The 20,066-nt window shown below is 65.9% G+C and carries 19 protein-coding genes, 1 tRNA gene and 1 pseudogene; 14 read left to right on the top strand and 7 right to left on the bottom strand.

Annotation, left to right across the window (positions count from 1 at the left end; all coding sequences use genetic code 11):
- The first annotated feature begins 47 nt into the window (after positions 1 to 47).
- From aroB to C513_RS0102600, 6 genes are all read left to right on the top strand, one after another.
- Positions 48 to 1,223, top strand: coding sequence for a 3-dehydroquinate synthase (aroB, locus tag C513_RS0102625; RefSeq protein WP_156816019.1), 1,176 nt, complete (start codon positions 48 to 50; stop codon positions 1,221 to 1,223).
- Position 1,224: 1 nt separating this feature from the next.
- Entirely contained in the window at positions 1,225 to 2,403 is a 1,179-nt protein-coding gene (locus C513_RS0102620; RefSeq protein ID WP_018714477.1) for a deoxyguanosinetriphosphate triphosphohydrolase, read from the top strand.
- 23 nt (positions 2,404 to 2,426) lie between these two features.
- Positions 2,427 to 3,611, top strand: a complete 1,185-nt coding sequence (locus tag C513_RS0102615; RefSeq protein WP_018714476.1) for an MFS transporter — start codon at positions 2,427 to 2,429, stop codon at positions 3,609 to 3,611.
- 25 nt (positions 3,612 to 3,636) lie between these two features.
- Entirely contained in the window at positions 3,637 to 4,296 is a 660-nt protein-coding gene (locus tag C513_RS0102610) for a DUF1415 family protein (RefSeq protein WP_156816018.1), read from the top strand.
- Positions 4,277 to 5,191: a class I SAM-dependent methyltransferase gene (locus C513_RS0102605; protein ID WP_018714474.1), complete on the top strand. Its 915-nt coding sequence runs from the start codon at positions 4,277 to 4,279 to the stop codon at positions 5,189 to 5,191. Before C513_RS0102610 ends, C513_RS0102605 begins: the two co-directional genes overlap by 20 nt.
- A gap of 132 nt (positions 5,192 to 5,323) precedes the next feature.
- The gene (locus tag C513_RS0102600) at positions 5,324 to 5,587 is read left to right on the top strand and encodes a DUF2789 domain-containing protein (RefSeq protein WP_018714473.1); all 264 of its coding nucleotides are present in this window, start codon (positions 5,324 to 5,326) and stop codon (positions 5,585 to 5,587) included.
- A 26-nt stretch (positions 5,588 to 5,613) separates the two neighbouring features.
- Here C513_RS0102600 and C513_RS0102595 read toward each other — a convergent pair whose 3' ends face one another.
- Positions 5,614 to 8,352 carry a cation-transporting P-type ATPase gene (locus C513_RS0102595; RefSeq protein ID WP_026320474.1) on the bottom strand — a complete coding sequence of 913 codons (2,739 nt, stop codon included), beginning with the start codon at positions 8,350 to 8,352 and terminating at the stop codon, positions 5,614 to 5,616.
- Between the two features lie 208 nt (positions 8,353 to 8,560).
- Here C513_RS0102595 and C513_RS0102590 point away from each other — a divergent pair, with 208 nt between their 5' ends.
- The 5 genes from C513_RS0102590 (at position 8,561) to arsB (ending at position 12,765) form a co-directional block, all read left to right on the top strand.
- Positions 8,561 to 8,923 (top strand): ArsR/SmtB family transcription factor, encoded by a 363-nt coding sequence (locus tag C513_RS0102590; protein ID WP_026320473.1) that lies wholly within the window; start codon positions 8,561 to 8,563, stop codon positions 8,921 to 8,923.
- A 51-nt stretch (positions 8,924 to 8,974) separates the two neighbouring features.
- Positions 8,975 to 9,340, top strand: coding sequence for an arsenite efflux transporter metallochaperone ArsD (arsD, locus tag C513_RS0102585; RefSeq protein ID WP_018714470.1), 366 nt, complete (start codon positions 8,975 to 8,977; stop codon positions 9,338 to 9,340).
- 9 nt (positions 9,341 to 9,349) lie between these two features.
- Positions 9,350 to 11,119, top strand: coding sequence for an arsenical pump-driving ATPase (gene arsA, locus C513_RS0102580; RefSeq protein ID WP_018714469.1), 1,770 nt, complete (start codon positions 9,350 to 9,352; stop codon positions 11,117 to 11,119).
- Positions 11,116 to 11,637 (top strand): arsenate reductase ArsC, encoded by a 522-nt coding sequence (locus C513_RS0102575; RefSeq protein ID WP_018714468.1) that lies wholly within the window; start codon positions 11,116 to 11,118, stop codon positions 11,635 to 11,637. Before arsA ends, C513_RS0102575 begins: the two co-directional genes overlap by 4 nt.
- 108 nt (positions 11,638 to 11,745) lie before the next feature.
- The gene (gene arsB, locus C513_RS0102570; RefSeq protein WP_018714467.1) at positions 11,746 to 12,765 is read left to right on the top strand and encodes an ACR3 family arsenite efflux transporter; all 1,020 of its coding nucleotides are present in this window, start codon (positions 11,746 to 11,748) and stop codon (positions 12,763 to 12,765) included.
- 3 nt (positions 12,766 to 12,768) lie between these two features.
- Here the strand turns inward: arsB and C513_RS0102565 are convergent, their stop codons facing one another.
- The gene (locus C513_RS0102565; RefSeq protein WP_018714466.1) at positions 12,769 to 13,251 is read right to left on the bottom strand and encodes a DUF411 domain-containing protein; all 483 of its coding nucleotides are present in this window, start codon (positions 13,249 to 13,251) and stop codon (positions 12,769 to 12,771) included.
- Positions 13,252 to 13,422: 171 nt separating this feature from the next.
- Here C513_RS0102565 and C513_RS0102560 point away from each other — a divergent pair, with 171 nt between their 5' ends.
- Complete coding sequence (locus tag C513_RS0102560; RefSeq protein WP_018714465.1) at positions 13,423 to 13,734, top strand: YdhR family protein; 312 nt, start codon at positions 13,423 to 13,425, stop codon at positions 13,732 to 13,734.
- 9 nt (positions 13,735 to 13,743) lie between these two features.
- Here the strand turns inward: C513_RS0102560 and C513_RS0102555 are convergent, their stop codons facing one another.
- Entirely contained in the window at positions 13,744 to 14,940 is a 1,197-nt protein-coding gene (locus C513_RS0102555; protein WP_018714464.1) for a YbfB/YjiJ family MFS transporter, read from the bottom strand.
- A 346-nt stretch (positions 14,941 to 15,286) separates the two neighbouring features.
- Between C513_RS0102555 and C513_RS0102550 the strand changes: the two genes are divergently transcribed.
- Positions 15,287 to 17,422, top strand: a complete 2,136-nt coding sequence (locus C513_RS0102550) for a heavy metal translocating P-type ATPase (protein ID WP_018714463.1) — start codon at positions 15,287 to 15,289, stop codon at positions 17,420 to 17,422.
- Positions 17,423 to 17,587: 165 nt separating this feature from the next.
- Positions 17,588 to 17,662: transfer RNA gene (locus C513_RS0102545), tRNA-Arg, on the top strand.
- Between the two features lie 170 nt (positions 17,663 to 17,832).
- Here the strand turns inward: C513_RS0102545 and fahA are convergent.
- From fahA to C513_RS0102525, 4 genes and pseudogenes are all read right to left on the bottom strand, one after another.
- A pseudogene (gene fahA, locus C513_RS0102540) lies at positions 17,833 to 19,154 on the bottom strand (fumarylacetoacetase).
- 147 nt (positions 19,155 to 19,301) lie between these two features.
- Positions 19,302 to 19,496, bottom strand: a complete 195-nt coding sequence (locus C513_RS0102535) for a hypothetical protein (protein ID WP_018714461.1) — start codon at positions 19,494 to 19,496, stop codon at positions 19,302 to 19,304.
- Positions 19,497 to 19,507: 11 nt separating this feature from the next.
- Complete coding sequence (locus C513_RS0102530; protein WP_026320470.1) at positions 19,508 to 19,747, bottom strand: hypothetical protein; 240 nt, start codon at positions 19,745 to 19,747, stop codon at positions 19,508 to 19,510.
- Between the two features lie 66 nt (positions 19,748 to 19,813).
- A partial coding sequence (locus C513_RS0102525; RefSeq protein ID WP_018714459.1) for an integrase core domain-containing protein occupies positions 19,814 to 20,066 on the bottom strand: 253 nt, incomplete at its 5' end.

Here is a 20,066-nt window from a genome sequence, read left to right as displayed (position 1 = left end):
CGGGCCTGCAGGCCATGCAGTTTTCCGACTTGGGCGACAATACGGACATGAATGCCACTGCCCTGACCCGATTCGATATCACCGCTCCCCTGGTTCCGTTTGACGCCGTGCCGGCGGACGGCGAGGAGCGTGTGTCCATTGCGCTGGATACGCGCAGCTACGACATCCATATCGGCAGTGGTCTGCTGGCGCAGGGGAGCAGCTGGCAGGGTCTGCCGGCTGCGCGCAGTGCCGTGATCGTGACCAACACCACGGTGCAGCCGCTTTACGCAGCGCAGCTGCAGCAGGCCTTGCAGCCGCTTTACCCCCAGGTGCATGTGGTGGCCTTGCCCGACGGCGAGGAGTACAAGACCTGGGAATCGCTGAATCTGATTTTTGATGGCCTGCTGGGCCGGCAGTGCGACCGCAAGACCGTGCTGTACGCGCTCGGTGGTGGCGTGATCGGCGACATGACCGGCTTTGCCGCCGCCTGCTACATGCGCGGCGTGCCTTTCGTGCAGGTGCCGACGACGCTGCTGGCGCAGGTGGATTCCTCGGTGGGTGGCAAGACCGCGATCAACCACCCGCTGGGCAAGAACATGATCGGGGCCTTCTACCAGCCGCGCCGCGTGGTCTGTGACATGGATACCTTTGCCACGCTGCCGGATCGCGAACTCAGCGCCGGTCTGGCCGAGGTCATCAAGTACGGTCCGATTGCCGATATGGGCTTTTTTGACTGGCTGGAACAGCATGTCGATGCCCTGCGTGCGCGTGATCCGCAGGCACTGGCGGTGGCGGTGCGCCGCAGCTGCCAGATCAAGGCCTGGGTGGTGGGACAGGACGAGCAGGAAAGTGGCATGCGCGCCATCCTCAACTATGGTCATACCTTTGGTCACGCGATCGAGGCCGGTCTGGGCTTCGGCAGCTGGCTGCATGGCGAGGCGGTTGGTTGCGGCATGGTGATGGCGTCCGAGCTGTCGGCGCGGCTCGAACTGGTCGATGGCGCTTTCGTGCAACGGGTGCGCGCGCTGGTGCAGCGCGCCGGCCTGCCGGTGGTGGCACCGCGCCTGGCCGCAGACGATGCGGCCAATGTGGAAGAATGGCTGCACCACATGCGCGTGGACAAGAAGGCCGAAGCCGGCGAGATCCGCTTCGTGGTGATTGCACAAGCGGGCGAAGCGGCGCTGGCCAGGGCCCCGGACAGTCTGGTGGCCGAGGTGATCACCGCCTGCAGCCAGGGCTGAGATGGCGATCTACAGCGCACCGCTGCCAGGCGTTCCGGACAGCGGCCAGCACAGCCACGCCGCCTGGGCCGCCTTGCCCTGGCAGTCGCGCGGTCGGCGTCATCCGGAGGCGGATGCCCCCACGCGCGGATCGTTTCAGCGCGACCGTGATCGCATCGTGCACAGCTCGGCGTTCCGTCGGCTGGTCTACAAGACGCAGGTGTTCCTGAACCACGAGGGCGATTTGTACCGCACCCGGCTGACGCATTCGCTGGAGGTGGCACAGCTCGGCTGCAGCGTGGCGCGTGCGCTGGGGCTGGATGAGGATCTGGTGGAAGCGATTGCGCTGGCACACGATCTGGGCCACACGCCGTTCGGCCATGCCGGGCAGGATGCGCTCAACGGCTGCATGCAGGAGCACGGCGGCTTCGAGCACAACCTGCAGAGCCTGCGTGTGGTGGATGTGCTGGAGCAGCGCTATCCGGCGTTTGATGGCCTGAACCTGTGTTTCGAGACGCGCGAAGGCATTCTCAAGCACTGCTCGGCGCGCAACGCCCACTGGCTGGAGCAGCAGGAGCCGGGCGGTGTCGGCCGGCGCTTTCTGCTCGGGCAGCAGCCCAGCCTGGAGGCGCAGCTGTGCAATATCGCCGACGAGATTGCCTATAACGCACACGATATCGATGATGGCCTGCGCTCCGGTCTGCTGCAGTGGGAGCAGGTGCTGAGCGTGCCGCTGGTGGCGCGCCACCATGCCGGCACACTGCGCGACTGGCCGCAGCTGACCGGCCGGCGCGTGATTTACGAAACCATTCGCCGCATGCTGAGCGAGCAGGTCTACGACGTGATCGCGGCAACGCGCGCGGCGCTGGAGCAGCAGCAACCGCAGAGCGTGGACGAGGTGCGGCAGTGCCCGCCGCTGGTGAGCTTCAGTGCCGCCATGCGGGCCGAATCGCTGCAGCTCAAGCAGCTGTTGCTGAAGGCGCTGTACCGCCATCCGCAGGTGATGCAGACCATGGAGCTGGCGCAGCAGGTGGTGCGTGATCTGTTTGCCATCTACCTGCAGCAGCCGCAGCAGATGAAACCCGATTTCGCCACGCGTGCCGATACCGAGCGTGCCGTGGCCGACTATATTGCCGGCATGACGGACCGCTTCGCGCTGCGCGAGCATGTGCGTCTGACCGGCCGGCAGGTGCTGATGTGAATGTGAGCGGACCGGAGGGCGGCATGCGTGCCGCGTGGATCGTCATGGCGGCCGGCGTGTGCGCGGCGCTGATCGTGGGCAAGCTGCCACCGGCGCTGCCGGTGTTGCAACGTGATCTGGGCGTGACGCTGGTAGAGGCCGGCTTTCTGCTGTCGCTGGTGCAGGTGGCCACGCTGACCACGGGCCTGTTTCTGGGGCTGGCGACAGACCGCTTCGGCCTGCGCCGTGCCATGCTCTGCGGTCTGGCTTTGATGACGGGAGCCAGCCTGGCGGGCGGCTGGGCAGACAGCGCATCCCTGCTGCTGGTGCTGCGCGCGGTCGAGGGCCTGGGCTTTCTGCTGACCACGCTGGCGGCGCCGGCGCTGATCCGGCGCGTCGTGCCGCCAAGCCAGGTCACCCGGATGATGGGAGTCTGGGGCTCGTACATGCCGTTTGGCACGGCGCTGGCGATGCTGTTCGGCCCGGTCGTGATGCAGGCCAGCGGCTGGGCCGGCTGGTGGTGGCTGATCGGCCTGCTGTGCGCGTTGTGCCTGCTGGCGGCCTGGCTCTGGGTGCCGGCAGATCCGCCACATGCCGCAGCGGCAGCGGCGTCGGGCGGCTGGGTGGACAAGCTGCGCCTGACGCTGACCAGCGCCGGGCCCTGGTTGCTGTTCCTGACCTTTTGCGCCTACTCCGCGCAGTGGCTGGCGGTGATCGGCTTCCTGCCCTCGATCTATGCCCAGGCCGGCATCAGCGGCTGGCTGCTGGGAGCGCTGACGGCGCTCGTGCCGGCGATGAACATCATCGGCAACATCGTGGCGGGCAACCTGCTGCACCGTGGTGCGCGCCCGACCGGGCTGCTGATCACCGGCTTTGTCGCGATGGCGATAGGCGGTTTTCTGGCATTTGCCGCCTTCGACTTTGCGCCGCAGCTGCGTTATGCCGGCATGTTGCTGTTCTCGCTGGTGGGCGGGCTGATTCCGGGCACCATGTTCGTGCTGGTGCCGCGCCTGGCACCCAATGCCGGCCTGATTTCCACCACCGTGGGCTGGATGCAGCAGGGCTCGTCGATCGGCCAGTTCTTTGGTCCGCCCGCGGTCGCCTGGCTGTCCGGCGTGGCGGGCGGCTGGCACTGGACCTGGGTTGCCACCGGCATGGCCTGTGTGCTGGGCTGCGTGCTGGCGCTGCAGCTTGCCCGCCTGCAGACCACGCATGCCGTAGCCCGCTGAGGCCCTGCGTGGCACAATGGCGCGCATGACTACAGATCTTGCAAACACCGTCGTGGCCGATACCCGCCACTGGCTGGAGCAGGCCGTGATCGGCCTGAACCTGTGCCCCTTTGCCAAGGCGACCTACACCAAGGAGCTGGTGCACTATGCCGTGGCCGGCGCGCTGACCGAGGACGACGCCTTGCAGGCGGTGCACGACGAGCTGGTGGCACTGGCCGAGCGCCCCATGGACGAGCGCGAAACCACGCTGCTGATGTTCCCGGCCATGTTCGACGATTTCCTGTATTTCAACGACTTTGCCGGTGCCGCCGAGGACATCCTGGCCGATCTGGGGCTGGAGGGCGAGCTGCAGATTGCCAGCTTCCACCCGCGCTACCAGTTCCTGGACACCGAGCCGGACGACATCAGCAACGCCACCAACTGGGCACCGTACCCCACGCTGCACCTGCTGCGCGAGGCCAGCATCGACCGTGCGGTCGAGAGCTATCCGGATGTGGATGCCATTCCCGAACACAATATCGAGCGGCTGGAGGCCATGGGCCGTGCCGGCTGGGAACAGCTGGGCATCCAGACCCGTGTCAGCGGCGAAGAATGGGTGCGCCGCTGCCCGGCCGGCGGGCGCAAGCCGCAGCCTGGCGATGGCGGTGAGCGCGACGAGGCTGGCGATGGCGACGGCGGCGAATAAGCCGGCTGGCCGCCGCGAACGCCCGGCACGCGGCCCGTCCAAAGCCGAGGCCATGGCACGCCAGGTGCAGGAAGCCATCCGCCCCGGCCAGTCAATCGCACTGCTCAAGGAGCTGCACATCCTGACGCGTGATGGCGCACTCAACCAGGATTCGCGGCGCAAGCTCAAGCAGGTCTACCACCTGTTCGGCTTTATCGAGAAGATTCTGCTGGAGCTGGAAGCCGCAGGCCGCAGCAACATCACGCTGGCCGACCACGGTGCGGGCAAGTCCTATCTGGGCTTCATCATCTACGACCTGTTTTTCCGCCAGCGTGCCGAGGGCACGATTTTCGGCATCGAAACCCGCGAGGAGCTGGTGCAGCGCTCGCGGGCGCTGGCGCAGCAGCTGGGTTTTGATCGCATGCAATTCCTGCCGTTGACCGTGGCGGAATCGGCGCACAGCGCCGACTTGCCGCAACGCATCGATGTGGTGACCGCGCTGCACGCCTGCGATACCGCCACCGACGATGCCATCGCCTTCGGCCTGCAGAAGCAGGCCGGCCACATGGTGCTGGTGCCGTGCTGCCAGGCGGAAACGGCCGGTTTTTTGCGTCAGAACAAGGCCTTCAACCTGTCGCGCACGCCCCTGGCCGAGCTGTGGCGCCATCCGCTGCATACGCGCGAAATGGGCAGCCAGATCACCAATGTGCTGCGCTGCCTGTATCTGGAGTCGCAAGGCTACAGCGTTACCGTGACCGAACTGGTGGGCTGGGAGCACAGCCTGAAGAACGAGTTGATTCTGGCGCGTCATACCGGCCAGAAAAAGCGCAGCGCGACCGAGCGCATGCAGGCCATGGCTGCCGAATTCGGCTTGCAGGAGCTGCTGGCACTGCGCTATCCGCTGGTGGCTGCCTGAACGGGCCGTGCCGGGCGGCAGAGGCTGCCAGCTGGCAACTAGGGAACAATGCCTACACGCAAGTGCTGTGCGGCAGGCCAGAATGGTTGCAGGCATGACGACATGCCATCGACTTGCAAGGAGGAAAGCATCATGTATCCCACTTCCGGCTACACCATGGAAGAGCTGTTCAGCCAGCTCGGTCTGCCCAATGACGAGCAGGCGATCGCCGAGTTCGTGAAAACCCACCGTCTGGATGCCAGCTGTGTGAACCTGTGCGATGCGCCGTTCTGGAACGAAAGCCAGGCGCACTTCCTGAAGGAGGAGCTGGCACGCGATGCCAACTGGGCCGTGGTGGTGGATGACCTGGCGGCGCGGCTGCAGGGCGATCCGCCGGATGCCTGCCCGGTGCCCTGAGGGGAGTGTCCGGGCACGGCGGTCGTTCAGCCCAGTCGCAGGCGCCGGGCCAGCCCGGTGACGCGCAGCAGCCATTTTTCCAGTTCGGCTCCCAGAAACACCAGCAGGCCGGCCGCCAGCACCTTGAGCCATTCGCCTGCGCTCAGGCCGGCAGAGCCGAAAATGCCCTGCATCCAGGGCAGGTAGGTGTAGGCCAGCTGCAGTGGAATGCAGGCCAGCAGCGCAGCCAGCACATAGGGATTGCCGGTCAGGCCTTCGCGGGTCAGCACCGGCTTGAGGATGAAACGGCTGTTGAGCAGGTAGAACATCTCGCAGGCCACTACCGCATTCACGGTCATGGTGCGTGCCACTTCCAGCGAGGTGCCGGCGCGCAGTTCCCACAGGAACAGGCCGAGTCCGCCGATCATGAACAGTACCGATACCAGCAGCAGGCGCCAGATGAAGAAGCCTGACAGCAGCGGCTGGTGCGCCGGCCGTGGCGCGCGTTGCATGATGCCGGGTTCGGCCTTCTCGAACGCCAGCGCCATGCCCAGCGCACTGGAGGTGACCATGTTGATCCACAGCACCTGTGCCGGTGTCAGCGGCAAGGCCAGCTGGAACAGGATGGCGGCGATCACGATCAGCGCCTCACCGCCATTGGTGGGCAGCATGAACAGGATGAACTTGCGGATGTTGTCGTAGACGGCGCGGCCTTCGCGCACGGCGGCGGCAATGGTGGCAAAGTGGTCATCGGCCAGCACCACCGAGGCGGCGTCCTTGGCCGCTTCGGTGCCTTTCAGGCCCATGGCCACGCCGACATCGGCGCGCTTGAGCGCGGGCGCATCGTTGACGCCATCGCCGGTCATGGCCACCACCTGGCCGCTGTCCTGCAGCGCCTGCACCAGCCGCAACTTGTGTTCGGGGCTGGCGCGGGCAAACACGTCCACTTCCATCACCACGCGGCGCAGCTCCCTGTCGTCCAGCAGCGCCACTTCGTTGCCGGTGAGCGAGGGCTTGCCCACGCCAATGCCGAGCTGGGCACCGATGGCACGCGCGGTTTCGGCATGGTCGCCAGTGATCATCTTGACGCGGATGCCGGCCTGATGGCATTCGGCCACGGCGCGGATCGCTTCGGTGCGCGGCGGATCGATGATGCCGACCAGGGCCAGCATGACAAAGTCCTGCGTCAGGTCGTCGTGCGTGAGGCGTTCGCCCTGTGGCCGGGCGCGGCGCATGGCCAAGCCCAGCAGGCGCAGGCCATGGGCGGCGGTGTCGGTCGCCATGCGGCGCCAGGTGTCTACCTGCAGTGGTTGCAGGCTGCCGTCCAGCGCCATCTCGTGGGCGCACATGTCCAGGATGCGCTCGGGTGCGCCCTTGACGAAGATCCAGGGTTGCGCATCGGCATCTTCATGAAAGCTGGCCATGAAGCGGTGCTCGGACTCGAAGGGGATGGAGTCCATGCGGGGCCAGCGGGCACGGGCTTGCGACTGGGGCAGGCCGGTCTTGCCCCCCAGCGCCAGCAAGGCCCCTTCGGTCGGATCGCCGGTGAGCTGCCATTGGCCATCTTCCTCGATCAGGCTGGCATCGTTGCACAGCACGCCGGCCTGGATGGCCAGTTGCAGGGGCGGAAAGTCGTTGGCCTGCACCGGGGCATCGTCCAGCTGCAAGTGCCCTTGCGGGGCATAGCCGACGCCGGTGACCTGGAATACCGTGTGGTCGGCGCAGACCACGCGCTGTACCGTCATTTCGTTGCGGGTCAGGGTGCCGGTCTTGTCGGAGCAGATCACGGTGACGGCGCCCAGCGCCTCCACCGCCGGCAGGCGACGCACGATGGCCTTGCGCCTGGCCATGCGCTGCACGCCCAGCGCCAACGCCACGGTGATGATGGCGGGCAGCCCTTCCGGAATGGCAGAGGCGGTCAGCGCCACCACCATCATGAACATGTCCGATGCCGGATGGCCACGCCACAGCGTGCCGAGGGCAAAAGTCAGTGCCGAGATGGTCAGCACGCCGATGGCCAGCGTCTTGCCAAAGCGGTCGATCTGGCGCAGCAGCGGTGTAGTCTGCGCCTCCATGTCGGACAGCATCTGGTTGATCTGGCCCAGCTCGGTCTGGCTGCCGGTGGCCACTACCACGCCGGTGGCCTGGCCGTACAGCACCAGGGTGCCGGCATAGGCCATGCAGAAGCGATCACCCAGCGGGGCATCGGTGGCCACGGCCTCGGGGGACTTGTCTACCGGCAGCGATTCGCCGGTCAGGGCTGCCTCTTCGACCCGCAGTTCGTGCACCTGCAACAGGCGCAGATCGGCCGGTACGCGATCGCCCGAGGCCAGCAGCACCACATCGCCGGGCACCAGCTGGTCGGCTTCCAGTTCGCGGTAGCTGCCGTCGCGCAGCACGATGCAGTGCGGCGACAGCATGTTGCGGATGGCATTCAGCGCCTTTTCGGCCTTGCCCTCCTGGATGTAGCCGATGATGGCGTTGATCAGCACCGCGCCCAGCAGCACGCCGGTATCCACCCAATGCCCCAGCAGGGCCGTGATCAGGGCCGAGCCCATCATCACGTAGAGCAGGATGTTGTGGAATTGCAGCAGGAAGCGCTGCAGGGCGCTGCGCCGCTTGGGCGGCGTCAGGCGGTTGGGGCCATGGAGCTGCAGCCGTGCGTCGGCCTGCGTGCTGTCCAGACCCTGCGGGCTGGTGTCGAGTTGCTGGCAGACCTGTTCAGGGCTGTGGGTGTGCCAGGACGGGCGGGGTGTGGGGGTGGAGGTACTGCGGGAATCCTTCATGCCGGTATGCGATGCCATGCCGCCCGGCGGCAGGAGGCAGCCGGGTCAGGATGTAATGGGAAAGACAGCTGTCATGGGGCTGATAAGCGGATGTGCTCATCCCATTCTAGCGGGCCGGTTCCGGTGATCAGAGGCAGATTTGCATGTTTGTTGCAGCCGGCGGTGATGAAGAGGTGTATTGTTTAGAGAGTTGTTGTATAGTTCAAGCATGTTGCAAGCTTCTGCCCTGGCCATCTTCGAATCCCTGTCATCCGGCGTCCGGCTGGATGTGTTCCGCCTGCTGGTGGAGCGCGGACCGGAGGGTATGGTAGCGGGTGAAATCGCCACCGCGCTGGATATCCCGCCGGCCAATCTGTCCTTTCATTTCAAGGCCTTGCTGCAGTCCGGCTTGCTGACCGTGGAGCAGGAGGGGCGCTTTCAGCGCTACCGGGCGAATATTCCGCTGATGCTGGATCTGATTGCCTATCTGACCGAGGAGTGCTGTGCGGGTCATCCCGAGCAGTGTGCCGACATGCGGCAGGCGGCTGGTTGCGCAGCGGTTTTGCTGCCATCGCTGGACAAGGCCTGCTAATGAGACAGGTATTTTTGGCATCAATATTTCAACTTTAGATCAATAGTTAAAATGAAAACCATCCAGATTTATGATCCTGCCATGTGCTGCAGCAGTGGCGTGTGTGGTATCGAAGTGGACCAGACGCTGGTCAACCTGGCGGCTGATGTGGAGTGGGCGCAGCAGCAGGGCGCGCAGATCACCCGCTTCAACCTGGCGCAGGAGCCCTTGGCTTTTGCCAGCCAGCCCGTGGTCAAGGCGTTTCTGGAGCGTTCCGGCCAGGAAGGGCTGCCACTGATTCTGGTGGGTGGCGAAGTGGCGCTGGCCGGTCGCTATCCGGCGCGTGCCGAGCTGGCGCGCTGGGCCGGTCTGGCGCAGCCTGCAGCGCCTGCCACGGATACCGGCTCCGGCTGCTGCTCCGGCAGCCGTTGTTGCTGAGAGGGCAGCATGAAGTTCCTGCAAGACGTACCACGCTACCTGTTCTTTACCGGCAAGGGCGGGGTGGGCAAGACCTCGCTGGCCTGTGCCACGGCGCTGCAGCTGGCCGAGAGCGGCCGCTCCGTGCTGCTGGTGAGCACTGATCCTGCTTCCAATGTGGGGCAGGTGTTTGGCCTGGAGATTGGCAACCGGGTGGTGCCGGTACCTGCCGTGCCGGGCCTGTCCGCCCTGGAAATCGATCCGCAACAGGCGGCACAAGGTTACCGGGACCGCATTGTCGGGCCGGTGCGCGGGGTGCTGCCGGATGCCGTGGTGAAGGGCATCGAGGAGCAGTTGTCCGGTGCCTGTACCACAGAGATTGCCGCCTTTGACGAGTTTACCGCCCTGTTGACCGATGCCGCGTTGACGGAGGATTTTGCGCACATCGTGTTTGATACAGCCCCGACCGGCCACACCATCCGTCTGCTGCAATTGCCCGGGGCGTGGTCCGGTTTTCTGGAAGCCGGCAAGGGCGATGCTTCCTGCCTGGGGCCGTTGGCCGGGCTGGACAAGCAGCGCACCCAGTACAAGGCCGCGGTCGATGCGCTGGCCGATCCGCAGCGGACCCGGCTGGTGCTGGTGGCGCGTGCCCAGCAGGCGGCCTTGCGCGAGGCGGCTCGCACGCATCAGGAATTGGCTGATATCGGCCTGACGCAGCAGTACCTGGTGGTCAATGGCGTGCTTCCGGCTTCCGAGGCGGAGCAGGACACGCTGGCCGCCGCGATCCGGCAGCGCGAGCAAGCCGCACTGTCTGCCCGGCCCGATGCCCTGCATACGCTGCCCACCGACCAAGTGGCGCTCAAGCCCTTCAACCTGGTCGGACTGGAGACGCTGCGCCAGTTGCTGCAATCAGGATCTGCGACAAAGGCCGAGGTGCCGGAGCTGCCTGGACTGCAGGCTCCCAGCCTGTCGAGTCTGGTGGATGACATCGCAGCAGCAGGCCACGGCCTGATCATGCTGATGGGCAAGGGCGGGGTAGGCAAGACCACGCTGGCTGCCGCGGTGGCGGTGGAACTGGCGCAACGCGGGTTGCCGGTACACCTGACCACCTCGGACCCGGCGGCACATCTGGCAGAAACGCTCGATGGCACGCTGGAGCACCTGACGCTGGGCCGCATCGATTCGCATGCCGAAACCGAACGCTACCGCCAGCACGTGCTGGCCACCAGGGGGGCCGGGCTGGATGCGGAAGGCCGTGCCCTGCTGGAGGAAGACCTGCGCTCGCCCTGTACCGAGGAAATTGCCGTATTCCAGGCTTTTTCGCGTGCCATCCGCGAGGCTGGCCGCAAGTTCGTGGTGATGGATACGGCACCGACCGGCCACACCTTGTTGCTGCTGGATGCCACGGGTGCCTATCACCGCGATATCGTGCGGCAGATGGGGGGCGGTGGCATGCGCTACACCACCCCCATGATGCAGTTGCAGGATCCGGCACAGACCAAGGTACTGATTGTCACGCTGGCGGAAACCACGCCCGTGCTGGAGGCGGCCGCCCTGCAGGCCGACTTGCAGCGCGCCGGCATCACGCCCTGGGCCTGGGTGGTGAACAACAGTGTGGCTGCCAGCCAGACCCGCTCGCCGCTGTTGCGTCAACGTGCTGTCAACGAAATGCGCGAAATTGCCACTGTGGCCCAGTGTCACGCCCAGCGCCATGCCGTGGTGCCCCTGCTGGCGCAGGAGCCGGTGGGCATTGCGCGCCTGTTGCCCCTATCCCATACCCACAAGGAGAATCTCCCATGACCGTCGACCGTGTTTTCAATGTGCTGGTGCTGTGCACCGGCAACTCTGCCCGCAGCATCATGGGCGAGGCCCTGTTCAACTTTATTGGCAAGGGCAAGTTCAAGGCCTACAGCGCCGGCAGCCATCCGGCGGGCCAGGTGAACCCGTTTGCGCTGGAGCTGCTGCAGGCCTCACATCTGCCGGTAGAGGGCTTGCGCAGCAAGAGCTGGGACGAATTTGCCGGCCCGGATGCGCCCAAAATGGATTTCATCATCACCGTGTGTGACCAGGCAGCTGGTGAAGTCTGCCCGTATTGGCCTGGTTCTCCGGTGAGTGCCCATTGGGGCTTCCCGGATCCGGCGGCGGTCGAGGGTAGCGATGCCGACAAGCGCCGCGCCTTCAACAGCACGCTGCATGGCATGGCCAACCGCATCCGCGAATTTGCCAGCCTGCCGTTGGCGTCGCTGGACGCGCTGGCACTCAAGCACGAGATGGACAAGATCGGCCAGCAGGCCATCGATACTACTGACAGGCGCTGAGCCAACGGGCGCGGCGGCCTCAATCGCCCGCGCCTGAACCCGGTGGCCGGAAGGGTTCCGGCCATTGTCATGGCCTGCCACGGCAGGCCTTGTTTTTCTGGAAGCAAGATGGGACTGTTTGAACGTTATCTGACCCTCTGGGTGGGTCTGGGAATTGCCGCCGGCGTGGCGCTGGGCATGGTGGTGCCGGATCTGTTTGCCGCGGTGGCGGCGCTGGAGTATGCCCACGTCAACCTGGTGGTGGCGGTGCTGATCTGGGTCATGATTTATCCGATGATGATCCAGGTGGACTGGTCATCGGTCAGGGATGTGGGCAAGAAGCCGAAGGGCCTGATGCTGACGCTGGTGATCAACTGGCTGATCAAGCCGTTCACCATGGCGGCGCTGGGCGTGCTGTTTTTCAAGTACCTGTTTGCCGACTGGGTCGATCCGCAATCGGCCAGCGAATACATTGCCGGCATGATTCTGCTGGGCGTGGCACCGTGTACCGCCATGGTGTTTGTCTGGAGCCAGCTGGTCAGGGGCGATGCCAACTACACGCTGGTGCAGGTGTCGGTGAACGACATCGTGATGATTTTTGCCTTTGCCCCGATTGCCGCCTTTCTGCTGGGCGTGACCGACGTGACGGTGCCCTGGGAGACCTTGCTGCTGTCGACCGTGCTGTACGTGATCCTGCCGCTGCTGGCCGGCGTGCTGACGCGCCATGCGCTGCTGCGCCGCTCGCCCACAGCCGTAGCCGACTTCACGGCCAGGCTCAAGCCCTGGTCCATGATCGGCCTGATTGGCACCGTGGTGCTGCTGTTCGGCCTGCAGGCACAGACCATCGTGGCCAAGCCGCTGGTGATCGTGCTGATCGCGATTCCGCTGCTGCTGCAGACGTATGGCATCTTCTTCCTCAGCCTGGCTGGCGCGCGCCTGCTGAAGCTGCCGCATGAGGTGGCCGGCCCGGCCTGCCTGATCGGCACCTCCAACTTCTTTGAACTGGCCGTGGCGGTGGCGATTTCGCTGTTCGGCCTGCATTCCGGCGCGGCACTGGCGACCGTGGTGGGGGTGCTGGTGGAAGTGCCGGTGATGCTGTCATTGTGCGCGCTGCTCAATCGCATGGCGCCGAGGCAGCGGGCGGCCTGAGTATCAGGCGTGGCGGCGGAACACCTGGCTGCTGCCGTCGCGCTGTACCAGCAGGGTGTCGTAGCGGTCGCGGCGGCCGCCATAGACCGGGCCGTCCATGCCCGGCGAGCCGATCGGCATGCCGGGTACGGCCAGGCCCAGCGCCTTGGGCTTGTCGCGCAGCAGACGCTTGACGTCATCGGCATGCACATGGCCCTCGATCACGTAGCCGCCCACCACGGCGGTGTGGCAGGAGCCGAACTTGCTGGCCAAGCCCAGGCGCGCGCGCATCGTGGTGTTGCCGCTGTCGTGGCTGGTGACGCGGAAACCGTTGGCTTCCATGTGCGCGATCCAGTCCTTGCAGCAGCCGCAGCTGGGGTCTTTCCAGACCTGTAGCGGGATCGGGCTGGCAGCAGGGCGGGCCCACAGTGGGGTACTCAGGGCAGCGGCGCTGCCGGCCGCCAGCAGGCGCAGGGCGTGGCGGCGGGAGGAGAGCGGGAATCGCATGGCGTGTTCGGAACAGGGTGGTGAAAGACGATAGCTTACCATGCGGCGCAAGACCATGCTGCACTGTCGACTACGCTGTGGCAGCCCGGTGCGGCGTCGCGCGCGGCTCAGGGGTTAGCATAGGCGCATACCCAACGGCAGGCCATGATCCTGCCTTACCAGGAGACCCCCATGTTCGTATCGATGGTGACCTTTCATCTGGCCCGGCCCTGGACCGTGGAGCAGGCCGCAGCCGTGTTCCAGTCCACCGCGCCCAAGTATGTGCAGCTGCCCGGCCTGCGCCGCAAGCACTATTTCCTGTCCGAGCAGGGCGATCGCGCTGGCGGCATCTACTTCTGGGACAGCCGCGCCGCTGCCGAGGCCTGCTACAGCGATGCCTGGAAGGAGATGGTCACGGCCAAGTACGGTGCGCCGCCGGAGATCCGCTTTTACGAGGTGCCGGTATCGGTTGATAACCTGAGCGGCCGGATCGAGACCGATTGAGCGGCTGTCTCAGGCGGCACCAGGCTGGCGCGACGCCTGCCACAGCCAGGCGGCGGTGAGCAGCAGCAACACGGTGGCCGAGGCGTGGCCCCAGGCCAGCGCATCCCAGCCCAGCCAGCGCTGCTCGCCAATGGCCCGGACCAGCAGCGGGCCCAGGATCTGGCCGGCGGCGAAAGCCACCGTCATGCGCGCCAGCAAGGGCGTCGGGTTGTCGGGCGCGTAGGCGCGCGCCAGTTGCAGGCCGCCCATGTTGGTGAGCAGGAAAGTGCCGCCGACCAGCACCGCCGACAGTGCCAGCGACCACAGTGCCGGATGCAGCAGCGGCATCAGTGTGCCGATGGCCATGATGGCCTGCGCCACGGCCCATAGCCGGTGACGGCTCCAGCCGGACATCCAGAGCGCCGCCACGGCGACCGAGATCGCGGCGGCTGCACCAAACAGCGGCCAGGTCAGGCCGAACACCATCGGATCGCTGATCTGCTGCCGTGCCAGCGTGGGCAGAAAAGTGGCCGGCATGATGTAGCCGAAACCGAAAATGCCGTAGCAGACGATCAGGCCCAGCGTGCCGGGCGGCGTGGTCTGGCTTGGTGTGGCCGGGGCGGCAGTGGTGCTGGTGCCGGGTGGCGAGGGCCTGGCCAGAAAGTGCAGCAACAGTGCGCCCAGCAGTGTGACCACACCAAACTCCAGCCACAAGGCCTGCGCGCGCTGGTGGCCGCCGAGCCAGGCCACCACCCCGGCCAGTGCAATCCCCTTACCCACGCCCACGTAAATCCAGGCGCCACGGTGCGAAAGATGCCGACGCGCCATTTCTCCCAGGCACCAGCTGCTGGTACATACCAGCGCCCAGGCGCTGAACACGCCGGCCACGGTGCGCAGCAGTGCGCCGGACCAGACGGGCAGGCCCTGGCCCACCCAGGCGACGGCCAGCGTGGTTGCGGCCACGCCATACAAGGCCAGTTGCAGACCGCGCAGCGGCTGTGCCGAAAACCGGGCTGCCGTCAGGGCCCCCAGCAGATAGCCGACATAGTTGAGCATGGCCCATTCGGCTCCCTGGGCAGCGGTCAGTGTGCCGTCGCGCAACTTCAGTGGCATCAGCGGGGTAAAGGCGAATCGGCCGATGCCCATGGCCAGCGCCAAGGCCATGGCGCCGAGCACGAGGATCAGCCAGTCGGGCAAGTCGGAAGCAGGACGGGAACTGTGGGGCATGGAGGCTCCAGAAGCGGGATCGCAACGATCATGCCAGAGGAGCTGGCCCGGGTGACAACCCTGGTTGTTACAGGGGTTTGACCCTGAAGTGACTTCAGGGTTCATCATGATGGGCATGAAGCATGATTCCCATTCCCATGACGTTGTGGGTGGCTGCCAGAGCCATGCCTGTGGCTGCGCTGCGGCCAAACCCGAGGTGCCGGTGAGCACGACGGCGGCTTGCCGCGGTTCTGCGGCAGCTGCGGAAACCGCCAGCTGCTGCGGTCATGAGGCGGCCGCAGCCACACCGTGTGCGAGTCCGGCGGCAACCGTAACCGACTGTTGTGGCAGCAGTTCTGCCACGCCGATGCAGCCTGGCACCAACGCGGCGGACACGCTGCAGTTGCGCATCCCCGACATGGACTGCCCGAGCGAAGAGGCGATGATCCGCCGCGCCCTGGAGGGCATGGCGGTCGGCAGCCTGCGTTTTGACCTGTCGGCGCGCACCGTCACGGTGCAGGCTGCGGAAAGCGCCTGGGGCGGTATCGAACAGGCGATTCAGGCTGCTGGCCTGAAAACCGAACGCCTGAGCCAGGCGGTATCGGTGCAAGAGACGCAGCGTCGCCAGCAGCGCGAGATGCTGAAACTGGGCGCGGCGCTGGTGTTGGCGCTGGCCGCCGAGCTGATCCACTTTCTTGCGCCCGAGATGTTGGGTTGGGAAATCGCCAGCATGGTGGTGGCTGCCCTGGCGATTGCGTTGTCCGGCTTTGCCGTGTATCGCAAGGGGCTGGCAGCGCTGCTGCGTGGCCAGCTCAATATCACCGCGCTGATGACGGTGGCGGTGACGGGGGCCTTCCTGATCGGCCAGTGGGCCGAGGCAGCGATGGTGATGGCGCTCTACGCGATGGCCGAACTGATCGAGGTGCGCGCGGTGGACCGGGCGCGCAACGCCATCAAGAGCCTGCTGGAGCTGGCGCCGTCCGTTGCCGAGGTGCGCCAGCCGGATGGCAGCTGGCACAGCCAGCCGGCCGCCGTGATCCGCGTGGGCGCGATCGTGCGCGTGAAACCGGGCGAGCGGCTGGCGCTGGACGGCCGCGTGCTGGCCGGCCACAGCGCCATCGATCAGGCTCCCGTGACCGGCGAAAGCGTGCCGGTGGAAAAAGGCCCGGGTGACGAGGTGTTTGCCGGCACCATCAACCAGCATGGCGCGCTGGAATTTGAAGTCACGGCGCCGGCGACCAATACCGTGCTGGCACGCATCATCCACGCCGTGGAACAGGCGCAGGGCTCGCGTGCGCCGACACAGCGTTTTGTCGACCGCTTTGCGGCGGTGTATACGCCGGCGGTGTTCATCATCGCGCTTCTGGTGGCGCTGCTCGGCCCCTGGCTGGCCGGCTGGAGCTGGCTGACCGGGCTCTACAAGGCGCTGGTGCTGCTGGTGATTGCCTGCCCGTGTGCGCTGGTGATTTCCACGCCGGTGACGGTGGTGAGCGGCCTGGCGGCGGCGGCACGGCGCGGCATCCTGATCAAGGGCGGTGTCTGGCTGGAAGAGGCACGCCAGATCACGCACATGGCGCTGGACAAGACCGGCACCATCACCGAAGGCAAGCCACGGCTGGTGGCGCAGGAAAACCTGCGCGCTGCTACCGATGCCGAGCAGGTCTGGCGGCTGGCAGCGGCCATGGCGGCGCGCTCCGACCATCCGGTATCGAAAGCGTTGGTGCAGGGATTGGCGCTGTCGGGCGGGCTGCCCGAGGTGACTGATTTTGCGGCCGAGCCGGGCCGTGGCACACAGGGCCGGATCGACGGCCGGGCGCTGGTGCTGGGCAACCGCCGCTGGATCGAGGAGCGCGGCCAGCTCACGCCGGCACTGGCCGGGCGGCTGGCGCTGCATGAGCAGCAGGGCCGCAGCATCAGCCTGCTGGCCGATGAGGAGGGCGTGCTGGGCCTGTTTGCCGTGGCTGACGCGATCAAGCCCGGTGCACGGCAGGCGATCCGGGAGCTGCGTGATCTGGACATCACCCCGGTGATGCTGACCGGCGACAACCCGGCCACGGCGCAGGCGATTGCCGCCGAAGCCGGTATCGATCAAGTGCAGGCCGGCCTGTTGCCGCAGCAGAAGCTGGATGCGATCCGGGCCATGGCGGCACAGCAGCAGCAGGTGGTCGGCATGGTCGGAGACGGTATCAACGATGCGCCGGCACTGGCAGCGGCCCGCATCGGCTTTGCCATGGGCCAGGCCGGCACCCATACCGCCACCGAAGCCGCCGATGTCGTCATCATGAACGACGACTTGCGCCGTGTCCCCGAAACCATCCGCCTGTCACGCCGCGCCCATGGCGTGCTCTGGCAGAACATCACGCTGGCGCTGGGCATCAAGGCGGTATTCCTGCTGCTGGCGGTATTTGGCAATGCCAGCATGTGGATGGCCGTATTTGCCGATGTGGGCGCGGCGCTGCTGGTGGTGTTCAACGGCTTGCGGATGTTGCGCTGGGGCCGCTAACCTGTTGTCTTGAGGGGATGCCCATGTCTTCAGCCAAGCTGTCCAGGTGGCATCCACAACTTGCCTTTGGCGCTTTCCTGCACATCATCAGACAGTTGCTGATCAGCATCTCATGGCCGTTTTCTTGTCCAGGAACTTGTGCTGCTGCTATAGTTGTGGGCTTGCGTCCCTGTAGTTCAATGGATAGAACAGGTTCCTCCTAAGAATCAGATCCAGGTTCGATTCCTGGTGGGGACGCCACTATCGCCAGCTCCTGGTGATAGTCTCGCTGCATCCATCAGCGCATAAAAAAACAGGTAGCCACATGCTACCTGTTGTCGTTTTCAGGGTACTGCTTCCTCACTTCCAGGGGCCACCGCTGTTCCATGAACAGGCTGGAACAGCGGTGATCTGGAAGGATGTCAAGGACTTTAGCCCTGGCGTGCTGGCAGGATGGTCGCCTCGCATTCGCCAAAGCCGATGCGGGCGGCGCCGGCCTTCTGGCACCAGCCACGCAGCACGATGCTGTCACCGTCCAGCAGCCAGGTACGGCTTTCGCCGTTGGCCAGCGTGACCGGGTGCTTGCCACCGGTGGTCAGCTCGATCAGGGCACCGGCCTGGTCCAGCGTGGGGCCGGACAGGGTGCCGCTGCCGAACAGGTCGCCCGACTGCAGGTTGCAGCCGTTGACCGTGTGGTGCGCCACCATCTGGGCAATCGTCCAGTAGGCGTGGCGGTAGTTGGTCTGGATCAGCGATTCGGCAGGCACGCCCTGGTCGCGCATCTGCGGCGTCTGCAGCAGCACTTCCAGTTGTACATCCACGGCACCTTCGGTCCACAGTTGCGGGGAGTCCAGATAGGGCAGAGGCTGCGGATCGTCCGCCGGGCGCGTGAAGGCCGTGCGGTAGTGGGCCAGTGCTTCCAGGGTCACGATCCACGGCGAGATGGTGGTGGCAAAGTTCTTGGACAGCAAAGGGCCCAGCGGCTGGTATTCCCAGGGCTGGATGTCGCGTGCCGACCAGTCGTTCAGCCGGCACAGGCCAAACACGTGCTGTTCGGCATCGGCCATGGCGATGGGCTCGCCCTGGGCATTGCCGCTGCCGATGAAGATGCCCAGCTCCAGCTCGATGTCCAGGCGCTGGCTGGGGCCGAAGCCGGGAGTGTGGCTGCCTTCGGGCGGGCGGGTCTGGCCTTGCGGACGGCGGAAATCGGTGCCCGACACGTTCATGCAGGAAGCACGGCCGTGGTAGCCGATCGGAATCCACTTGTAGTTGGGCAGCAGCGGGTTGTCCGGGCGGAATTGCGCGCCAATGTTGGTGGCATGGTAGACCGAGGTATAGAAGTCGGTGTAGTCGCCGATGCGGGCCGGCACGGTGTATTCGGCATCGGCTTGCGCTACCAGACAGGCCTGCAGCGCGGCCTGTTCGGCAGCGCCTTCGCGCAGGGGGCGCGACAGCGCCAGGCGCAGGGCCGACCAGGCCGGCTGGCCCATGGCCATCAGCGCGTTCAGCTGCTCCCGGGCGCCGGCCTGGACGGCTTCGGCAGCCAGGCCGCTGAAGATGCCGGCTTGTGCCACGGCAGCCAGATCGACGATCTGGTCGCCAATCGCCACGCCGCCCCGGTAGGCTTCGTCACTGCCCTGGCGGCGGAAGGCGGCAAACGGCAGGTTCTGCAGGGTGAAATCGGCGCCTTCGGCCTGGGCGCTGCTGACCCAGCTGCGCAGGGCGGGGTCTGGGTTTCGTTCAGGGTATACATGTCGATGGGGTTCCTTGCAATGGGTGGGGCTACCGGTGGGGCAGCGGCAGGGTGTCCATGGCTGCACCGGGCAGCCCATGGGCAAGCATAGTGCCGCGCCCGGAAACAAGTTGCATATGCAACTTATACCCGCGCGCAGCAGGGGACTTACAGATCCTGCAGGGCGGCAGCGATGTGGCGGCCAAACTGTTCGGCATCGGCCAGGGCGTTGGCATTCAGCAGCGCCAGCTTGACCAGAAACAGCTCGGTCTTGTCGCTGCCGGCCTGGTCGATGGCCTGGGCCAACTGGTCGTACACGGTTTCCAGACCGCCGCTGGTGAGGGTGGCTTGTGGTGTTGTCATGGGGAATCTCCTTATTGGGGCAGGGCAGTGTCAAGGGCGGCTTGCAGGCGGACGGCGTCCAGCGTGACCCAGCGGGCGCACACGTGCTGGTCGGGGCGCAGCAGGTAGGCGCCGCCATCGGCACGCACGCCGTAGCGCTGGCGGAAGTGGCCATCGGCATCGGCCAGGGTCTGGTCGGCACCGGCCACCGGTTGGGCGGCACCGATGGCCGTGACGCGCAATTGGGCACCACGGGCGCGGAAGTTGGCCACCACTTCCTGCAGGGCGGCGGGAACGGCATCGGCGGTGGTTGTAGCCTCCTCGAATTCTTGAGCCAGTCAGAAGTAGAGGTTGGGGAATTGTGACACACGGTATTCGACGGGCGGGATTCGACCCAATGATTCGTGTGGCCGGTGGTGGTTGTACCGGTGCAGCCAGTCCTGCGTCATCTGCCGTACTTCATGCAGTGAGTCGAACACATAGCAGTCCAGCACTTCGGTGCGATAGGTCTTGTTGAATCGCTCGACATAGGCATTCTGGGTGGGTTTCCCGGGCTGGATGTGATTGAGCCTGATGCCCTTGGTCTGTGCC

Source organism: Allobrachymonas chironomi DSM 19884 (assembly GCF_000374625.1).
Taxonomy (GTDB): Bacteria; Pseudomonadota; Gammaproteobacteria; order Burkholderiales; family Burkholderiaceae_C; genus Brachymonas; species Brachymonas chironomi.
The sequence above is the reverse complement of the archived record's forward strand: the minus strand, read 5'-3'. Positions and strand labels throughout refer to the sequence as shown.